This is a genomic window from Pseudomonas sp. LB3P25 (assembly GCF_054897985.1).
The window spans coordinates 1,560,372-1,578,702 of record NZ_CM142711.1; the positions used below are offsets into that span (position 1 = coordinate 1,560,372).

Here is an 18,331-nt window from a genome sequence, read left to right on the forward strand (position 1 = left end):
ATGCTAAGAACATTGACCCCAGGTCAGACCGTCGCGGATTGATGCCTAAGCTGCTACTGGCCCTTGAGGCCTTACTGTAATCGGCATACCGCGAGCTTACCCAATGTTGGCCAGAAGCCGTTGAAGGCTTCCTCGAACAGGCCTCATACATAGATGCAACCGGGTAGCAGTGTTTAAAAGCGGGTTGAACGTGGGGGCGAGTCCATACATAGCAGCTGGCGCAGCCTGCGTTCGGCTGCGGAGCAGTCGCAAATCCAGACACCTCGGTTTGCATGAAACATCGCGGCGCCTGATTTCACGACTGCTCCACAGCCGAACGCAGGCTGCGCCAGCTGCTACAAAGGACCGTATTTAGATGAGGTGAAGATGGTTGTCCCAGAGCCCTGCCGGCAGCTCCAGCGGTTTTGCAACAAGGCTTGTCTGGCGGCAATCGTAGAACCGGCAGCGTCCTTGCCCCGAGGTCACGACAAAGCCATCGGCTACCGCGCCGACCCCGGCGCAATCGGGAAGCGGTGCGTCCAGGCGTACTTCACCGCTGTCCAGGTCCCAGATGAAAAAGCGGTTGCCCCGTGGCGCGGTCAACGCGACCAGGCGAAGCTCGCTGTGCACCGCGACGCTGGCGGTGTAATGCCCCATGGCCTGCAACTGATGCTCAGGCACCGGGAAGGCCACGAACGGCTGGCCGGGACGCTTGATCGCCAGCAGCTCCGATGACTCATGAGACGGCCCCATGAACTGCTGGCCGGCGACGATGGTGCCGTCGTTGGCAATCCCCAAATGACGGACGCTGTTCATCGGCTGGGCGAGGGTTTCCTTGCTCAGCAGGGTGCCGTCGCGTTGCATCAGGACCAGGCTCGGTTCCATGGCGTTGAGGTTCATCTCGACGCGGCTTTCGGCCTCGGTGCGAATGCCGCCGTTGGCGACCACCAGGGTTTCACCGTCGGGCATCCACGACACCTGATGCGGACCAATACCGTGAGTCGCAATCTCGCCGCTGTGCACCAGCCGCTCACCTTCAAATTTATACACACCGAGCAAGCCGCGACCCGGATCGGAGGTATCGTTCTCGGTGGCGTACAGCCAGTCGCCGCTCTTGTGAATCACCGCGTGACCGTAGAAGTGCCGGTTCGGCTGTGAGACCACGGTTTGCAGCAGCGTGCCGTCGCGCAGGTCGATCAGGTAACTCTCGGTGCCAGGACGACGGGCGACGAACAGCGCAATCGGCAGCGTCGGGTGGTTGATGATGTCGTGGCAACGCTGGCCGACCTGGGTGGCAAACACCCGGGTGCCGTCCAGCCGGAAACCGACGGCGTAGTGTTTGCCGTCGGTGTCGTCCCGCGCCGAGAGCAGCAGCGGGCTTTTGTCCTTTTGCTTGAACAGCGTCCAGCCGCCCAGTGTCACCGCACCCAGCAGCAAACTACCTAACGTCAGAGCCTGGCGTCGCAGCATGGAACTTGCCCTCATCAGTCACCGTCGTTGGCGTTGAAGCCCAGTTGGATGCCCAGCGCCTTGGCCAGTTCGCCTTCGTGCAGGCGGTGGACGACGTTGAGGCTGTCGTAGAGGTCGTTGAGTTGCTGGCGACCGGCGTCGTCATTGAGCATTTCAGTCAGCGAACGCTGGTTGCTGGCGAACAGTTTCAGGGACGCAGCGTAAGCGGCGTCGATCTTGTCGGCCAAGGGTTTCTGCTCGCTCGGCAACAGGCCGCGCAGGCCTTTGTTGTCGACGCCTTCCCATACCGTTTTGGCGGCGGCGAGGCTGGCTTCCAGGCCAGTCAGGGACGACTGGCTGCGCCACGCATCGGCCTGGAACGGTTGCGGCACACCCTTCGTTTGACGGCCCATCGGCGTGCCGAGTTTTTTCTTCAGGCTGTCGAGTGCGGTGACTTGCACGCGTAGCAGGTCGGCGATGGCTTCGTGGGAATCGGCGTAGCGCTGGTTCGGGAATTTGCTCAATTGCGCGAGCATGCCGTCGGTGTTGTTCCAGGTTTTCAGGATCTCTTCGGCCAGCTGTTTCTGACGCTCGCCAATCGCTTTCAGCAGCGGGCAGTATTTGGCTTTCTGCGCGTCGTTGGCCACGTCTGGCTTGCTGTCGAACAGGATGTATTCGTAGGCGGAAAGGCCTTGAACCACAACGCTGGACTTGGCCAAGGCAGCGGCATCGATCTGCGGCTGTGCGGTGACCAGTTGTTCGACCTGACGGCCGACGAGGTTTTTCTTGTCCGGCCAGAACTGCACCTGCCAGGCGCGATTGCCTTCGGCCAGCGGCCCGATCAGCAGCGGTTGCAGCTCGGCCCAGGCTTTCTGCGCATGCAGGAAGTCGGCGCGGGCGGTGTCGAGGTTTTCCTTGCCTTCGCAGTAGGCGAGGGCGCTGACGGCCAATTGGCGGTCGGCTTCAACCCAGCGCGTGTAGGTCGGCAGGATCACTGACTTGGCGATCGCCGCGGAGGTGACGGCCTGCGGATCCTGAGGCGAACAGGCACCCAACGCTAGCGCGGCAAGGCTGGTGAACAACAATTTGGGACGGAACATGTCGGGCTCCCGGTTCTTATCGAAAAGTGTTTAGAGAGAATTCAAAAACGCCAGCAACGCAGCGCGCTGCTCGGCATTGAAAGACAAAACCTGTTGCTGCGCCGCTGTGGCTTCGCCGCCATGCCAGAGCACGGCTTCGAGCAGATTGCGGGCGCGGCCATCGTGCAAAAACTGGGTGTGGCCACTGACGGCTTGCGTCAGGCCGATGCCCCACAACGGCGGAGTGCGCCAGTCGCGGCCGCTGGCCTGGAATTCGCTACGGTTGTCGGCCAGTCCGTCGCCCATGTCATGCAGCAGCAGATCGCTGTAAGGGCGAATCACTTGATTGGCCAGTTCAGGTTCTGCGGCGTTGGCGGCGGTGGTGTATTTCGGGGTGTGGCAGGACTGGCATCCGGCCTGGAAAAACAGAGTCTTGCCGGCCAGCACTTCAGGTGCGCTGACGTCGCGGCGGGCTGGTACGGCGAGGTTACGGCTGTAGAACAGCACCAGGCGCAGGATGTTATCGCTGACTTCCGGCTCGCCATTCGGGCCATTACCGTTGGGCGCTTGCTTGCAAGCGGTTTGCGCGTCGGTGCAGTCATCAACGGGTCTTAGGCTTGTGGTGAGGCCCATGTCACCGGAAAACGCATGAACATTTTGTTGATTGAGGTTCGGTTGCCCGGCCTTCCAGCCAAGTCGCCCTAGGACGGTTTTTTGCTGCGCGTCATCCCAGACCCTGTTCGGACGTCCGGCGATGCCGTTTTTGTCCTTCGCCTGAGCCTCAGCGTTAGCCAGGATCGCCTCGTCGGGAATCGCTTCGAGCAGGCCCAGACCAATCATCGGCGGAGCGACACGCGCCGAGAAACGGGTATCAGGGTGCATCGGGCCGTAGCCCAATTGGGTAATGTTCAGACTTGGCTTGCGTAGTTCGATTTCAGTGCCGTCCTTGAAACGAATCGGAACGGGCGTGTAATCGACGCGCACTTTGCCTTCCGGCACGACACCCGGCACGGACATGTCCTGAAACTGGCCGCCATAGACCGGCTCCGGGACGACACCGAGCTGCTCGATGACGTTGGCATACGCCGGCGCATCGGGAATCGACAGGCGTACCAGCATCGACACGGCGTTCTGCGCATCAGGCGTGGGCGGATGACCGCGGCCGTCCTTGATGTGGCAGCCCTGACAGGCATTGGTGTTGAACAATGGGCCAAGGCCATCCCGGGCGGTGGTGGTCGAAGGGGCGATCACCCAGGGGTTGCGGAAGAAGCTATTGCCGACACTGAAGTCCACGCGCCGTGACGGCGGCAGGTTGGCGGACGGCAGGGAAAATGAATTTTGATCGGTCTTGCGCACGGTTGCGCTACCACCGGACCGGGCTTCACCGGGTTCGGCTTTGGTAAAACGCGGGGCGTCATCGCAGGCACTCAGGCCCAGGGCCAGAAACAGTGCGGACAAGCGAAGAGGCAGCGAGGGCATCAGACATCCTGCAAGACGAGCAAAACAAGGGGCGCAAAGTCTAACAGGGCAGGGGAGATTGAATAAGAGGAATTATCGTTTGGTTGATCTGAGGCAACTGATCGTTCCCACGCTCTGCGTGGGAATGCAGCCCGTGACGCTCCGCGTCACATCCAGAGCCGAACGCGGAGCGTCCGTTGAGGCATTCCCACGCAGAGCGTGGGAACGATCGGCGACCCGAAGGTCGCCTTTTTATTCAGCCAGCGTTGATCAGAACTCGTGATCAGCGTTGTCCGGGTTCAGGTCGCTGATGCCCAGTTTGCCAGCGGCCGCTTCGATCGAACCGGTCTGCTTGACCAGGGAGGCGATAGCGTCGCGGACGATCTGGTTACCAGCGGTGTTGCCGGCGGCGATCAGTTGGTCGTAGTGCTCACCCTTGTTGGCGTGATCGACCATGATCTGGATTTTGGCTTCGGTGGCGGCGAGGTCGGCTTTGAGCGCGGTGTCGGCAGCCGGGTCAGCCTTGGCCACCAGGGACGACAGGCTGGCGCCGGTCATTTTGGTGCCGTCGACGCGGGTGTATTCGCCCAGGTACACGTTACGAATGCCTTTGGCATCGTAGAAGTGCGAGTTGTGGGTGTTGTCGCTGAAGCAATCCTGTTCGTCTTCCGGGGAGTTGGCTTCCAGGGAAACCTTCATGCGCTCGCCCGCCAGTTCGCCCAGGGACAGGCTGCCCATACCGAACAGCATTTTGCGCAGGCCGGATTCAGCTGGCTCGGCTTCCAGGGTGGCGCGGTAGTTGTCGGCCACGTTCGGCTTCCAGTTACCGACCATTTCTTCCAGGTCGCTGACCAGCAGTTGGGTCACGGACTTCAGATAAGCGCGACGACGATCGTTATGACCGCCGGTTGCGCCTTTGCCTTCCAGGTAGTCGGAAGCTGGACGGTTGCCGGCGCCAGGGCCGGTGCCGTTCAAGTCCTGGCCCCAGAGCAGGAATTCGATAGCGTGGTAGCCGGTGGCGACGTTGGCCTCGGAACCACCCAGCTCGTTCAGGCTGGCAAGTTTTGCCGGGGTGATGTCTTTCACGTCGACCTTGTCTTCGCCGACCTGAACCTGGGTGTTGGCGATGATGTTGGCCGTGGCGCCCGGGTTACCCAGTGCGTGCTCGTAGGATTTGTCGACGTAGTCGATCAGGCCTTCGTCCAGTGGCCAGGAGTTCACCTGACCTTCCCAGTCGTCGATGATGGTGTTGCCGAAGCGGAACACTTCGCTCTGCAGGTAAGGAACGCGGGCAGCGATCCAGGCAGTCTTGGCGGCTTTCAGGGTGTCGGCGTTCGGCTTGGCGAGGAAGGCGTCGACGGCGGTTTGCAGGGTCTTCGCGGTGGATTCGGCATCGCTGTAAACGGCGAAGACGATGTCGGCGTAATGCGCGACAACGGCTTTGGCCGCGGCTTCATCGACTTTACTGGCAGCGGCAGGTGCAGCAGCCGGGGCCGTGGTGCTGGCGGCCGGAGTCGGTGCTTGCGCAGCGACAGCTTTGTCTTTGCCTTCGCCACAACCGGCGAGGGAAATAGCGATGGCCAACAGACTGGCGGTAGCCAGAGGCATACGAATCATGGCGAACATCCTGCTTCGAGAAGGGGTGGAATGGCGCAGCAAGCGCGCAAAACTGCGACATAATGCAAATCTTTCGCATTATCTGTAAAGGGCTGTACCTGGAAATATTTCTTATTCAGGCGGGAGTTGTGTCGTGGATCAAAAGATCGCAGCCTCGTTTCACTCGACAGCTGCTACAGAGTGAAACGAGGCTGCGATCTCTTGATCTTCTACAAAATAGCCGCGTTACTGCGCTGGGCCTGTTTCAGATACGCGCTCAATTCCCGCGCCGGCAGCGGCTTGCTGTAGAGATAGCCCTGACCTTCGTGACAGCCCTCGGAGATGATGTAGGCCTCTTGCTCGGCGGTTTCCACCCCTTCGGCAATCACCTGCATGCCCAGGCTCTTGCCCAGCTGGATGATGGCTCGAACGATGGTCGCATCGTCGTCGTCATCGAGCAGGTCCTGAACGAAGCTCTTGTCGATCTTGATCTTGTCCAGCGGCAGGCTTTTCAGATAGCTCAATGACGAGTAACCGGTGCCGAAGTCGTCGATCGCGATCAGCGCGCCGGAGCGACGCAGGCTCAGCAGGTGCTGGGCGGCCGTGCTGATGTCTTCCATCAGGCCGGTTTCGGTGACTTCCAGCTCCAGACTGCGCGGTGGCAGGCGATACATCTGCAGGAGGTTGTTGACCACCCGTGGCAACTCGGCGTGGTGCAGTTGCACCGTGGACAGATTCACCGCCATGCGCAGGTCGACGAAACCCTGGTCATGCCAGTCGCGCAATTGCTTGCACGCCTGATCCAGCACCCATTCACCGATGGCGATGATGGTGCCGTTCTGCTCGGCCAGGGGGATGAACAAGTCCGGCGGGACCAGCCCGTGCTCGGGATGCTGCCAGCGAATCAGCGCCTCGACACCCACCACCCGGTGATCGCGATAACTGATCTGCGGCTGGTAGACGAGGTAGAACTGGTCACGAGCCAAGGCGTCGCGCAGGTCTTTTTCCAGCTCGCGACGGCGGCGCATCTCGGTGTCGACGCTGGCGATATAGAACTGATAACGGTTGCGCGAACGAGTCTTGGCCAGGGTCATGGTCTGCTCGGCTTTTTGCAGCAGTTTCTCGGTGCTGTCACCGTCCTCGGGGAACAGGGTGATGCCGATGGTGGCGCGCAGGCGAATCTCTTGATGATCGAGGGCAAATGCCGCTTCCAGGTCATCGAGAATGCTTTGGGCCAGTTCGGCCGCTTCGTAGGGTTGTTCGATGTCGGCCTGAACCAGGGCGAACTGGTCGCCGCCGAGGCGGGCGAGGGCGCCGAGGCGTCCGCTGTGAGCACGCAGGCGATCGGCCAAAGCCAGCAGCAGTTGGTCGCCGGTCTGGTAGCTGAATTGTTCGTTGATGCCCTTGAAGTCGTCGAGGCCGACCACCAATACCGCGACCCGACGTTGCAACTTGCCGGCGTCTACCAGGATTTTGTCCAGTTGCTGCTGCAATTGCTGGCGGTTCGGCAGGCCGGTGAGGAAGTCGTACTGGGCCATGCGTAGCAGGCTGTTTTCCGCTTCGTGGCGCAAATGGGTATTGCGCTCGATGGACTCGAGCAACTGGTTGGCGGTGTTGATCCAGATCCCCAGTTCGTTCTTTTCATGCCCCTTGAGCAGCGGGATTTTGTGTTCGCTGGGGCGATCCGGATTGATTTCCGTGAGGTGCTCGATGATCCGCGACAGCGGTTTGGTCAGTAGCCAGTGATAGACCAGGTACAGCACCAGCCCCATGGCCATGGCACGCAACACGCCGGAGATGAAGATGATCACCGAACTGACGATGAAACCCTGGCCGTAGGTGGCGGTGTCGAGGGTGATGCTCAAGTCGCCGTAATACTCGCTGTAAGGGCCGCGACCCACCAGTTGGGTGGTGAAGGTGCGTTCCTTGCCAAGGATCAGGTCGGTCAGCCAGCGACTGTCGGAATGCTGCAGCTCCCGAGACTTTTGCGCGAGCATGGCTTCGTTGGGATGGCCAATGGAGGCCTTGCGCACAGCGTCGTCCTGAAACAGGCCTTCGATCACCTGCATGCCCATTTCCCGGTCCAGGCTGTAGACGGCCTGGGTCGAGGGGTCGCGGAACATGTCGAGGATGCGTTGGGCATCGCTGGCCACGGCCTGGCGTGTTTTATAGGCATCGAAAACGATCTGCGCGCAGCTCAAGACCACGCCGACGATCAATGCCGACAGGAGCACGACCCGAAGCAACTTCACCGACAAGCTGTTCTTGAGTTCCAGCTTCAAAGAGTCATTCCTTGTTCCGTGCGGGTAGCGTCAAGTTGCCATGAGTATTGGCAATCCGGTGATGGCAGTCAAAGGGACAATCAATCACATGGGGTTTTGCCTGTAGCTTGGCCGAAATGCTGTCGTTTGGAGTATTTGTCCTATTCGTACTGTGTCGGTTGTTGGGTCCTTCAACTTGAGGGGGATTTGGACATATTTTCCGTTTGGTTGATGTTAGACGGCTGTGGCGTTGGGGCAAGGGGCTGTAGGCTGGTTTCGCTGTAGGAATTTGGTCTGGTTTTTACGGATGTACCCCGAGCAATTGTAGGAGCTGAGCTTGCTCGCGATGGCGGCCTGACAGCCGACCATTTTCCTTCAGGTGTACATATCCATTCCTGCGGTAACGGCAGCTGGCGGTTTCGCTCTTACAGCGAGTCCCTTTTTCAAACGCCAAAAAGGAACCAAAAGGCTTCGCCCCAGCGTCCGGCCCCTCGCCTAGGCTCGGCGTTCCTTCGCTCCGGCATTCATCTGGGGGCATCGCCTCCGGTCGGCTTCGCTTCGACCTCCTCTCGATGTGTTCGACTTCGTCGAACGGCGCTGCGCGCCTGCCCCCCAGATGAACACCTCCACTCAGCCTCCCGAAGGGGCGGGTGGATCAAGATCACAAGCTGCAGGCGAGCTAACGCTCGGCCTGTTGAGTGGTGAGGAGCGAAAGGCGAACACCGATCCCCCTGTGGGAGCGGGCTTGCTCGCGAAGGCGGCCTGACAGCCGACCAATCTCTTCCTGCCAAACATCCAATCCCTGTGGGAGCGAGCTTGCTCGCGATGGCGGCCGCACAGGCAACGGATGCGTCCGTTTAAACAGCGGTAAAAAAACCAGACCTTTCCCACAAAGTTTTCAGGTTGCCTGTCGGAAGCGGGGTCAATAACATTTTGGCTGTCGCTGAAAATCAGCGATCGGGAGTGAGATCCCCGACTAAGCAATTGGAAACCAGCGCTAGGCCCTCCATAATTGCCGCCAGCTCCAGGCTGTCAGCAATTGTTTTATGGCGGCTGTGTGCGGGCGGACTTCGGTCCGGCCGGGTTCCTTTTGCCGGTGATCTCACCCTGCACATAGCTGCCACCTCTTTTTCGAGTGAGATCGGGAATCGATGGCACCGAACTCAAAAGGAAATGTAAGTGGATAAGTTAATCCCCGATCCCCCCTTCAATACCACCAAATCCTACAGTCCCAACACTATGTTCATGATCGTCCGGGACATGGATACCGAATCCCTCCTGGCCCACGCCTGTGAGTCATTGGCTTCAGCCAACGTATTGGCCAGTGATTTCGCCACCTACCTGACCGGCTCCCAGCGCAGTACGGCGTTGGCCATCGCGCAGATCGTCATGTTGGCGGACTTAGCCGTTAATCGGGCGTTGGATATCGTCGACCTGCAGGAATAGGCGTTCAGTCAGTTCTACCGCGTCATCGTTCTTTGCGAGCAAGCTCGCTCCCACAAGTACACCACTGAGCCCAGTGGGAGCGAGCCTGCTCGCGAAGACGGCCTGACAGGCAACACATTTCCAGCGCCCATAAAAAAACCCGGCAAAAGCCGGGTTTTTTGACTGGCGTCGATCTTAAGCGGTGAAGGTTTTGCCTTCGAACTGCTCAGCCACGAATTTCCAGTTGACCAGGTTCCAGAACGCTTCGACGTATTTTGGACGAAGGTTGCGGTAGTCGATGTAGTAAGCGTGTTCCCAGACGTCGCAGGTCAGCAGCGGGGTGTCGCCGTTGGTCAGCGGGTTGCCGGCGCCGATGGTGCTGGCCAGGGCCAGGGAACCGTCAGCTTTTTTCACCAGCCAGCCCCAACCGGAACCGAAGGTGCCGATGGAAGTCTTGCTGAATTCTTCCTTGAACTTGTCGAACGAACCGAAGGCTGCGTTGATCGCGTCAGCCAGTGCGCCGGTTGGTTGACCGCCGGCGTTTGGCGCCAGGCAGTTCCAGTAGAACGTGTGGTTCCAGACCTGAGCGGCGTTGTTGAAGATACCGCCCGAGGAAGTCTTGACGATTTGTTCCAGGGTCTTGCCTTCGAACTCGGTGCCAGGCACCAGGTTGTTCAGGTTCACGACGTAGGTGTTGTGGTGCTTGTCGTGGTGGTATTCCAGAGTTTCCTTGGAAATGTGCGGCTGCAGGGCATCGTGTGCGTAAGGCAGCGGCGGCAATTCGAAAGCCATGATGATTCTCCTAATCAGGTCAGTTGCGGTGAGCGCAAGGCCGATCACGGGCGGCCAGACAAGCGCCGGGGAGTTTGTACTCTTTGCGGCGCAGGGATCGGATCATAGCACCGGGGGTGCGGCATAACCACGCAACAACTGTGTGGGATAGAGGTTCCAGAGCCTTTTGGAATAATCAGCCAGCGGCAATTAATTGAATTGCCACGGTGAACATCATCACGGCGACGAGCAGGTCGAGAATTCTCCAGGTACTCGGCCGAGCCAGCCATGGCGCCAACCACGCCGCGCCGAGCGCCAGGGTGAAAAACCACAGCAACGACGCACTGGCCGCGCCCACCACATAAGCACCGGGCTCGGTTTGTTGTGCGCCGAGGGAGCCGATCAGCAACACGGTATCCAGATAAACGTGCGGGTTAAGCAGCGTTACGGCCAAAGCACTGAGCATCACCGCCCGCAGCGAGCGCACCGTCTGGTTTTCGCCCTGTTGCAGGCTCTGTTTCGAGCAGGCCCGACGCAACGCCAGGCTGCCATACCACATCAGAAACGCCGCGCCACCCCAACGGGCGATTGCCAGCAATGTCGGGTTCTGCGCGAGCACCGTCGCCAGGCCGAATACCCCGGCGGCCACCAGCAAGGCATCGCAGGCCACACAGAGTGCCGCCACGGGCAGGTGATGTTCACGCCGAAGGCTCTGAGCCAACACGAACGCATTTTGAGTACCGATCGCCATGATCAGCCCCGCGGCCACCAACAGGCCGTTCACATAGCTTTGCCACATAAGATGTTTACTCCGCGTTGGCCGCCAGATCCCACAGCACGTGCAGGGCGCGTTCGGCATCGGCCTGGCCGACGAATAAATGGTCGTGGTAATAGCCGGCGATCACGTTGCAGCTGATGCCGGCCTGGCCTAATGCCGTGGCGAACGCGGCGGTCAGGCCGACGGCTTCGAGGGCCGAGTGCACGTTCAAGGTGATCCAGGCCGCGACGTAATCGAAACTGAAGCCGGCCTTCTCGGCGTGGGAACGTTCCAGAATCACCGTCAGACCTTCCTGCTCGCGAAAGCTACCGACAATCTCAAGGGCTGCCGGCAACTGGCCGTCGCGCAGGGTGCAGAACACGTATTCGCCGACATTGAGTTGCGGGCTCATGCTACGCAGCAGGGTTGCCAATGACGTTTCGCCAGCCATGTCGGTGATCCTTGTTCAAGAGTTCGTGCTGGCCATTCTCCGGTGTCAGGCTGTATAAGAAAAACCAATCATGCTGATCGCTCATTAGGAAAACTGATGTTCGACTATAAATTGCTTTCTGCCTTGGCCGCGGTGGTCGAGCAGGCCGGGTTTGAACGCGCCGCGCAGGTGCTGGGCTTGTCACAATCGGCAATCTCTCAGCGCATCAAACTGCTGGAGGCGCGGGTCGGCCAGCCGGTGTTGGTGCGGATCACGCCGCCAGCCCCGACTGAAATTGGTCGGCGGCTGCTCAACCATGTCCAGCAGGTGCGTTTGCTTGAGCGGGATCTACAGACGCTGGTCCCGGCGCTGGACGAAGAAGGTCTGCCGGAACGCCTGCGCATCGCCTTGAACGCCGACAGTCTTGCCACGTGGTGGGCCGCAGCCGTCAGTGATTTCTGCGCCGAGCAACACCTGCTGCTGGATCTGGTCGTCGAAGACCAGACGGTGGGCCTCAAACGCATGCGCGCTGGCGAAGTGGCCGCGTGCATCTGCGCCAGTGAGCGTCCGGTGGCTGGTGCGCGCAGCGTGTTATTGGGCGCCATGCGTTATCGAGCGCTGGCCAGTCCAGCATTTATCGCCCGGCATTTTCCTGAAGGTGTGCGCGCCGATCTGTTGTCGAAAACCCCCGCGCTGGTCTTTGGCCCGGACGATTTCCTACAGCATCGCTACCTCGCGTCCCTCGGCGTCGATGGCGGATTCGAACACCATCTATGCCCCTCGTCCGAAGGCTTCATCCGCCTCACCGAAGCGGGACTCGGTTGGGGCCTGGTGCCTGAACTGCAGGTGCGCGAGCAACTGGAGCGCGGTGTATTGGTGGAGCTTTTGCCCGATAAGCCGATCGATGTGCCGCTGTACTGGCATCATTGGCGCAATGGCGGTCAGTTGCTGGGTTTACTCACCGATCAATTGGTGCGCTCGTCGAAGCAATGGCTGGTGCCGTTGGACTGACGGGCAGCGTCAAGACCTCACGCAATACGCAAAACGAAATATTCGGAGCAATTCATGAAGATTCTGGTTACCGGCGCAAGCGGCTTCATTGGCGGACGCTTTTCGCGTTTTGCCCTGGAGCAGGGCCTGGACGTGCGGGTCAACGGTCGCCGGGCCGAAAGTGTGGAGCATCTGGTGCGCCGTGGCGCCGAGTTCATCCAGGGAGACTTGAGCGACCCGGAACTGGCACGCGACCTGTGCTCAGACGTCGAAGCCGTGGTGCATTGCGCTGGCGCGGTCCGCTTGTGGGGGCGTTATCAGGACTTCCATCAAGGCAATGTCCAGGTCACCGAGAACGTAGTCGAGGCCTGCCTGAAACAGCGGGTTCGACGACTGGTGCACTTGTCGTCGCCGTCGATCTACTTCGATGGTCGCGATCACCTGGGGCTGACCGAAGAACAGGTGCCCAAGCGCTTCAAACATCCCTACGCCGCGACCAAATACCTGGCCGAACAAAAAGTTTTCGGCGCTCAGGAGTTCGGCCTCGAAACCCTGGCCCTGCGCCCGCGTTTCGTGACGGGGGCTGGCGACATGAGCATTTTCCCGAGATTGCTGAAAATGCAGCGCAAGGGACGGCTCGCCATCATCGGCAATGGCCTCAACAAGGTTGATTTCACTAGCGTGCAAAACCTCAATGAAGCGTTGCTCAGCAGTTTGCTGGCCAGCGGTTCGGCCTTGGGCAAGGCCTACAACATCAGCAACGGCACGCCGGTTCCGTTGTGGGACGTGGTCAATTACGTGATGCGCAAGATGGATGTCCCACAGGTCACCCGCTACCGTTCCTACGGTTTGGCCTACACCGTGGCGGCGCTCAACGAGGGCGTGTGCAAGCTGTGGCCGGGTCGTCCCGAACCGACCCTGTCGCGTCTGGGCATGCAGGTGATGAACAAAAATTTCACCTTGGACATCAGCCGCGCCCGGCATTATCTGGACTACGATCCCAAAGTCAGTCTCTGGACCGCCCTCGATGAATTCTGCGGTTGGTGGAAGGCCCAGGACATCCGCTGACGCGCGGGTTAGCGCCGCAACTCTGAACCGAGTTCGGGGTTGAGGGTCAATCGATGCGGTAGTGGGGGTTATACTGCGCCGCATCAAGCCATCACCGCGTTCCACAAAGGTTGACTCAATGTCCATGCGTAACGATGCCAACGACGACTTCGACGATGTACCGAGCCTGCGTGCCGACAGCCTCGACGACGATGATTTTCCGACCACCGCTCGTAACTCCGTGCATTCGCGGACTGCGCCAGTCGTTAAAGTCAAAAGCCCGAGCACCGGCCCGCTGTGGGCGCTGGTTGGCGCCTTGTTCTTTGCGTTTGCAGGCCTTGCCTGGTGGAGCTTCCAGCAGCTCTCGCTGATGGAACAGCAATTGGTGGCGACCCAGGAAAGTTTCGCGCGTATCAGTGAGGATGCGGCGGGGCGCTTGCAGGACATTTCCGGCAAGGTTGTCGCCAGTCAGACCAACGTCAGCAGCGACAGCGAAGCCTTGAAGCTGCAAATCAAACAGCTGGAAAGCAAACTCCAGGATCAAAGCAAACAACAGCAAGGCGTTGTCGGCCAGACCACTGATCTGGACAAGCGCTTGGCACTGATGAGCGCGCAGACCACCGAGCTGGATAAGCGCTTGGCGCAGATGACCGCGCAAAGCACCGAGCAACAGACCGCCACCATTCAATTGCAGGCTCAGGTCAAAGTCTTGAACAGCGATGTAGCCGTGCTGAAAAGCTCCCCGGCGGACACAGACAAATTCGACGCGCAACTTAAAAGCCTTGGCTCCGACATCGTTGCACTGAAGAAACAAGGCAACCCGAGCGCCGCCATCGAGCGTCTGGAGCAGGAAGTCATTATCCTCAAAAGCCAACAGGACAATCGCCCGGCCGCGACGCCAGGCGGGACCAATACCGCCGAATTCGACGCCTTCCGTGGTCAGGTCACCCGCAACATCAACACCCTTCAGGCGCAGATCCAGAATTTGCAGCAGCAGCTCCGCGCAAGGCAGTGAGCCTTCAACCGGCCTGTGTAGCAGCTGTCGAGCCAACGAGGCTGCGTTCGGCTGCTCAGCAGTCGTCAATTCAATTAACTCGGTTTACCTGAAGCACCGCGTTGGTTGATTGACGACTGCTTCGCAGCCGAACGCAGCCTCGCTGGGGCTCGACAGCTGCTACAGAGCCGAATGCAGTCTTCGACAGCGGCTACACGCTCTGTGCTTTGCTGAATATTCGTACATAACCCCACGCCGTCTACGCTCTTGAAACATCAACAAGAACGAGGGATGCGCAATGGGGTTTTTGCATAGGTTGGCCTTGCTGGGCGTGATGCTTTTGATGTGCCTGGGGCAGGTTCAAGCTGCCGGCACGGAAAAGGACGACAGCCAGGCTGCCAAAGCCTTGCTGGAAAAAGCCCTGGCGTACTACCACGACAATGGCGACAAAGCCTTCGCTGCATTCAGCCGTCAGGGCGAGTTTGTCGACAAGGATCGTTACGTGTTCGTGGTCGACACCAAGGGCGTGATGCTCGCCAGCGGCGGGCCATCTTCGGCGTTGATTGGCCGTGATGTGTCCGATGTGCTCGGGCCGGATTTGCAGAAAGCCTTCAAAGACGCCTTGAACGTGCCGGAGGGCAATGGCATTCAGCAGGCCGAATATCGCTGGCAGAACTGGTCCGACGGCAAGGTCGAACGCAAGCATGTGTTCTACCAGCGCATCGGTCAGCGGATCCTGGCGGTGGGTTATTACTTACCGCGGGCGTCAGCGGAACAGGCGATGGCCTTGCTGAACAAAGCGGCGACCGATCTGGCCAAGGACGAGAAGGGCACGCTCACGGCCATCAACTCCCTCAAGGGCGGTTACTTGCAGGATGACCTGTACGTCTTCGTCGTCGACCTGAATAACCAGCGTTATGTCGCCCACGGCACCAACCTGCGGTTGATCAATACCGATTTCAGCAAGATCAAGGACCCGGAAGGCAAGCCGGTTGGGGAGCCGGTTCTGGCGCTGATGGCCAAGCAGGACTACGGCGAATACGCATACCGCTGGAAAAACCCGGTGACCGGCAAGGTCGAGGACAAGCATGCCTACCTGAAAAAGGTCGGGCATTTTCTGGTGGCTGTCGGGTATTACAGCCCTTGAATGGCGGTGCCTGACACACCGCATTCGCGAGCAGGCTCGCTCCCACATTGGATCTGCGTCGTACACAAATGCTGTGATCACCGGAGATCTACTGTGGGAGCGAGCCTGCTCGCGAATGCAGGCGCTTCGGTCTATCTACCGAACCTTGTCCTCACGCCCCCGCAACACCATATTCGGCATGGCAATCGCCGCCGCCAACCCCAGCAGCGACACCGCCGCACTGACCATCAGCAAATGCCGGAAGGTCAGCAGCAGTTCGGCACGCAAGGCATTCTGCGCATCCCCCGGCGCAGCGTTCAAACCATCGAGCAAGACGTTCCCCGAACTGCCCTCGGCAATCATCGACGAGCCGGCCAGGTGGGCAAAACTTGAGTCCTGCAACAGCGCCAACAGCAGTGCCGACATCAAGGCCACACCCACCGCGCCGCCCAGTGAGCGGAACAGGTTGGTGGTGCTGGTGGCGACACCGATGTCCCGTTGGGCCACCGAGTTCTGCGTTCCGACCAAGGAAGTCGGGAACTGCATGCCGCTAGCGATCCCGCTGAGCAACATAAACAGACTACTGAGTACAAAGGCCTGGGGAGGACTGAACGCCATACCAAGAATCGACATCGGCATGAGTACGGCGCCGGTCAGGATCATGGGTTTGTAGCGCCCGGTCACTGAGGTCCGGCGGCCGGCGAAATACGCACCGATCGGCAAGCCCATCGCCAGCGGCAACAGATGCAGCGCGGCGCTGTCGGCCCCGGCGCCGGTAACGCTCTGGAAGCGCAGCGGCATCAACACAATCAGCGAGATCGCCTGGAAACTGGTGAAGAAGATCGTGCACCAGCACAGGATCGCATTGCGGTTGGCGAACAAATGCATCGGCAGCAGCGGCTCCAGCGCCCGGCGTTCATGCCAGACGAACAGCGCCAGTACCAACACCGCACAAGCGAGCAGGCCCAGCACTTCGGCGCTGCGCCACGAATGGCCCTGGCCGACCTGGGTGATGCCCAGCAACAAGGCGGTCAAGCCGATGATCATCAGCAACGTACCGAGGTAATCGATGATCGGTTTGCGTTGTGGCACTGGCAAACCCACCAGCGTTCGATTGGCCACCAGCCAGGCACCGAGGCCCAACGGCAGGTTGATCAGAAATACCCAGCGCCATGACAGGTACTCGGTCATGTAACCGCCAAGTACTGGGCCGGCCACACTGGCCACGGCGTACATGCTGCTGAAATAGCCTTGATAGCGGCCGCGTTCCCGGGGCGGCACGATGTCGCCGATGATCGCCTGGCTGACCGAAATCATCCCACCAGCGCCGATGCCTTGAAGAATCCGCGCCAGCACCAGCTGCTCCATGCTCTGGGCCATGCCGCAGAAAAACGAAGCGACCGTGAACAACCCCATGCCAAACAGCATTAACGTGCGGCGACCGTAGAGATCGCCCAGTTTGCCGTAGATCGGCACGGCCACCGTCATCGCCACCATGTAGCCGGAAATCACCCAGGCCAGCAGGCTGACGTCCTTGAATTGTGCGGAAATGGCCGGCATCGAGACGGCGACGATGGTCTGGTCCAGCGCGCCAAGAAAGATCGACAGCATCAGGGCGATCAACACGCTGCGAATGGCCGGTTTGGGCGTTTCAGGCTGGTTGAGATTGGTCACGGGTTAGAACCTGCGGACAGTGATTGACCCGCAAGGAGCAAGGCGAGCGTGGATGCTCGCCAGTGTAAGTCGGTAGCAGGCTATTCGATAGCCTCGTATGGAAGACCGACGTAATTTTCTGCAATGGTTTTTCGACCGGCCTCGGAGTCGACGAAATACGCCAGTTCCGACTCGGCGATGCGCTGACTGAAGGCATCGTTATCCTCGAAACGGTGCAGCATCGAGGTCATCCACCAGGAAAACCGTTCGGCTTTCCACACCCGGCGCAAACACACCTCAGAGTATTTCTCCAGCAAATCCACACGGCCTTCTCGGTAAACCTTCAGCAGAATAGTGAACAGCGTACTGACGTCGCTGGCCGCCAGGTTCAGGCCCTTGGCGCCGGTGGGCGGGACGATGTGCGCGGCGTCACCGACCAAAAACATCCGCCCGTACTGCATCGGTTCGACGACAAAACTGCGTAACGGCGCGATGCTTTTTTCGATGGAAGGCCCAGTGACCAACGACGCTGCCAACTCGCCAGGCAGACGGGATTTGAGTTCATCCCAGAAGCGCTGATCAGACCAGTTCTCGACTTTATCGTCGGCAGGCACCTGGAGGTAATAGCGAGTGCGGGTGGCCGAACGCATGCTGCACAGGGCAAAACCGCGCTCATGCCGGGCGTAAACCAGCTCTTCGTGAACAGGCGGCGTGTCAGCGAGAATGCCGAGCCAGCCAAACGGATAGACCCGCTCAAACACTTTCAGGCACTGCGCGGGAATCGACTGCCGGGACACGCCATGGAAACCGTCACACCCGGCGATGTAGTCGCAATCGAGTCGATACAGCTCGCCGTCCTTCTCAAAAGTCACGAACGTCTCATCGGTTTTCATCCCGTGAGGAACGACGTTGCCGGCTTCGTAAATCGTCTGCGCACCGGCCTCCCGACGAGCGGCCATCAGGTCGCGGGTGACCTCGGTCTGACCGTAGATCATCACTGCTTTACCACCGGTCAGGGCTTGCAAGTCGATGTGTACCCGGCGTCCGTCGAGGGCCAGTTCGAAGCCTGTGTGGACCAGCCCTTCGGTGTCCATGCGCTGACTCACCTCGGCCTGGCGCAACAGCTCTACCATGCCTTGTTCGAGGACGCCGGCACGGATTCGTCCGAGCACATAGTCCGGGGTCTGGCGTTCGAGAATGAGGGTGTCGATGCCGGCGTTGTGCAGCAATTGGCCGAGCAATAAACCGGACGGACCGGCGCCGATGATGGCGATTTGGGTTTTCAGCGTTTTCATTGTTTTTATGACTCGCAAGCT

The 18,331-nt window shown here is 59.8% G+C and carries 15 protein-coding genes; 5 read left to right on the forward strand and 10 right to left on the reverse strand.

Going from position 1 to position 18,331, the window contains the following annotated elements:
• Positions 1-351: 351 nt before the first annotated feature.
• The 5 genes from ACYZTW_RS06795 to ACYZTW_RS06815 all read right to left on the reverse strand — a co-directional run bounded on the left by ACYZTW_RS06795 (position 352) and on the right by ACYZTW_RS06815 (position 7,843).
• The gene (locus tag ACYZTW_RS06795) at positions 352-1,449 is read right to left on the reverse strand and encodes a DUF1513 domain-containing protein (RefSeq protein WP_462004248.1); all 1,098 of its coding nucleotides are present in this window, start codon (positions 1,447-1,449) and stop codon (positions 352-354) included.
• A 14-nt stretch (positions 1,450-1,463) separates the two neighbouring features.
• Positions 1,464-2,528, reverse strand: coding sequence for an imelysin family protein (locus ACYZTW_RS06800; protein ID WP_134417439.1), 1,065 nt, complete (start codon positions 2,526-2,528; stop codon positions 1,464-1,466).
• A gap of 30 nt (positions 2,529-2,558) precedes the next feature.
• Complete coding sequence (locus tag ACYZTW_RS06805) at positions 2,559-3,986, reverse strand: di-heme oxidoreductase family protein (protein ID WP_462004249.1); 1,428 nt, start codon at positions 3,984-3,986, stop codon at positions 2,559-2,561.
• Positions 3,987-4,235: 249 nt separating this feature from the next.
• Positions 4,236-5,582, reverse strand: a complete 1,347-nt coding sequence (locus tag ACYZTW_RS06810; protein WP_462004250.1) for an imelysin family protein — start codon at positions 5,580-5,582, stop codon at positions 4,236-4,238.
• A gap of 209 nt (positions 5,583-5,791) precedes the next feature.
• Positions 5,792-7,843, reverse strand: a complete 2,052-nt coding sequence (locus tag ACYZTW_RS06815) for a putative bifunctional diguanylate cyclase/phosphodiesterase (RefSeq protein ID WP_462004251.1) — start codon at positions 7,841-7,843, stop codon at positions 5,792-5,794.
• A gap of 1,158 nt (positions 7,844-9,001) precedes the next feature.
• On the opposite strand from ACYZTW_RS06815, the gene ACYZTW_RS06820 reads away from it, so the two are divergent.
• Positions 9,002-9,268, forward strand: a complete 267-nt coding sequence (locus ACYZTW_RS06820) for a DUF6124 family protein (RefSeq protein WP_462004252.1) — start codon at positions 9,002-9,004, stop codon at positions 9,266-9,268.
• A gap of 174 nt (positions 9,269-9,442) precedes the next feature.
• On the opposite strand, the gene ACYZTW_RS06825 is transcribed toward ACYZTW_RS06820, so the two are convergent.
• The 3 genes from ACYZTW_RS06825 to ACYZTW_RS06835 form a co-directional block, all read right to left on the reverse strand.
• Positions 9,443-10,039 carry a superoxide dismutase gene (locus ACYZTW_RS06825; protein WP_462004253.1) on the reverse strand — a complete coding sequence of 199 codons (597 nt, stop codon included), beginning with the start codon at positions 10,037-10,039 and terminating at the stop codon, positions 9,443-9,445.
• A 175-nt stretch (positions 10,040-10,214) separates the two neighbouring features.
• Positions 10,215-10,817, reverse strand: coding sequence for a LysE/ArgO family amino acid transporter (locus tag ACYZTW_RS06830; protein ID WP_462004254.1), 603 nt, complete (start codon positions 10,815-10,817; stop codon positions 10,215-10,217).
• A 7-nt stretch (positions 10,818-10,824) separates the two neighbouring features.
• Positions 10,825-11,226 (reverse strand): ACT domain-containing protein, encoded by a 402-nt coding sequence (locus ACYZTW_RS06835; RefSeq protein WP_462004255.1) that lies wholly within the window; start codon positions 11,224-11,226, stop codon positions 10,825-10,827.
• Between the two features lie 96 nt (positions 11,227-11,322).
• Here ACYZTW_RS06835 and ACYZTW_RS06840 point away from each other — a divergent pair, with 96 nt between their 5' ends.
• The 4 genes from ACYZTW_RS06840 (at position 11,323) to ACYZTW_RS06855 (ending at position 15,383) form a co-directional block, all read left to right on the forward strand.
• The gene (locus ACYZTW_RS06840; RefSeq protein ID WP_462004256.1) at positions 11,323-12,216 is read left to right on the forward strand and encodes a LysR family transcriptional regulator ArgP; all 894 of its coding nucleotides are present in this window, start codon (positions 11,323-11,325) and stop codon (positions 12,214-12,216) included.
• A gap of 54 nt (positions 12,217-12,270) precedes the next feature.
• Positions 12,271-13,263, forward strand: coding sequence for an NAD-dependent epimerase/dehydratase family protein (locus ACYZTW_RS06845; protein WP_462004257.1), 993 nt, complete (start codon positions 12,271-12,273; stop codon positions 13,261-13,263).
• A 118-nt stretch (positions 13,264-13,381) separates the two neighbouring features.
• The gene (locus ACYZTW_RS06850; protein WP_462004258.1) at positions 13,382-14,257 is read left to right on the forward strand and encodes an ATPase; all 876 of its coding nucleotides are present in this window, start codon (positions 13,382-13,384) and stop codon (positions 14,255-14,257) included.
• A gap of 277 nt (positions 14,258-14,534) precedes the next feature.
• On the forward strand, positions 14,535-15,383 hold the full coding sequence (locus tag ACYZTW_RS06855) for a cache domain-containing protein (RefSeq protein WP_462004259.1): 849 nt from the start codon (positions 14,535-14,537) through the stop codon (positions 15,381-15,383).
• A 135-nt stretch (positions 15,384-15,518) separates the two neighbouring features.
• Here the strand turns inward: ACYZTW_RS06855 and ACYZTW_RS06860 are convergent, their stop codons facing one another.
• Together ACYZTW_RS06860 and pobA are read right to left on the reverse strand one after the other, a co-directional pair.
• Complete coding sequence (locus ACYZTW_RS06860) at positions 15,519-17,036, reverse strand: MDR family MFS transporter (RefSeq protein ID WP_462004260.1); 1,518 nt, start codon at positions 17,034-17,036, stop codon at positions 15,519-15,521.
• 80 nt (positions 17,037-17,116) lie between these two features.
• On the reverse strand, positions 17,117-18,301 hold the full coding sequence (gene pobA, locus ACYZTW_RS06865) for a 4-hydroxybenzoate 3-monooxygenase (protein WP_462005714.1): 1,185 nt from the start codon (positions 18,299-18,301) through the stop codon (positions 17,117-17,119).
• Between the last annotated feature and the right edge of the window lie 30 nt (positions 18,302-18,331).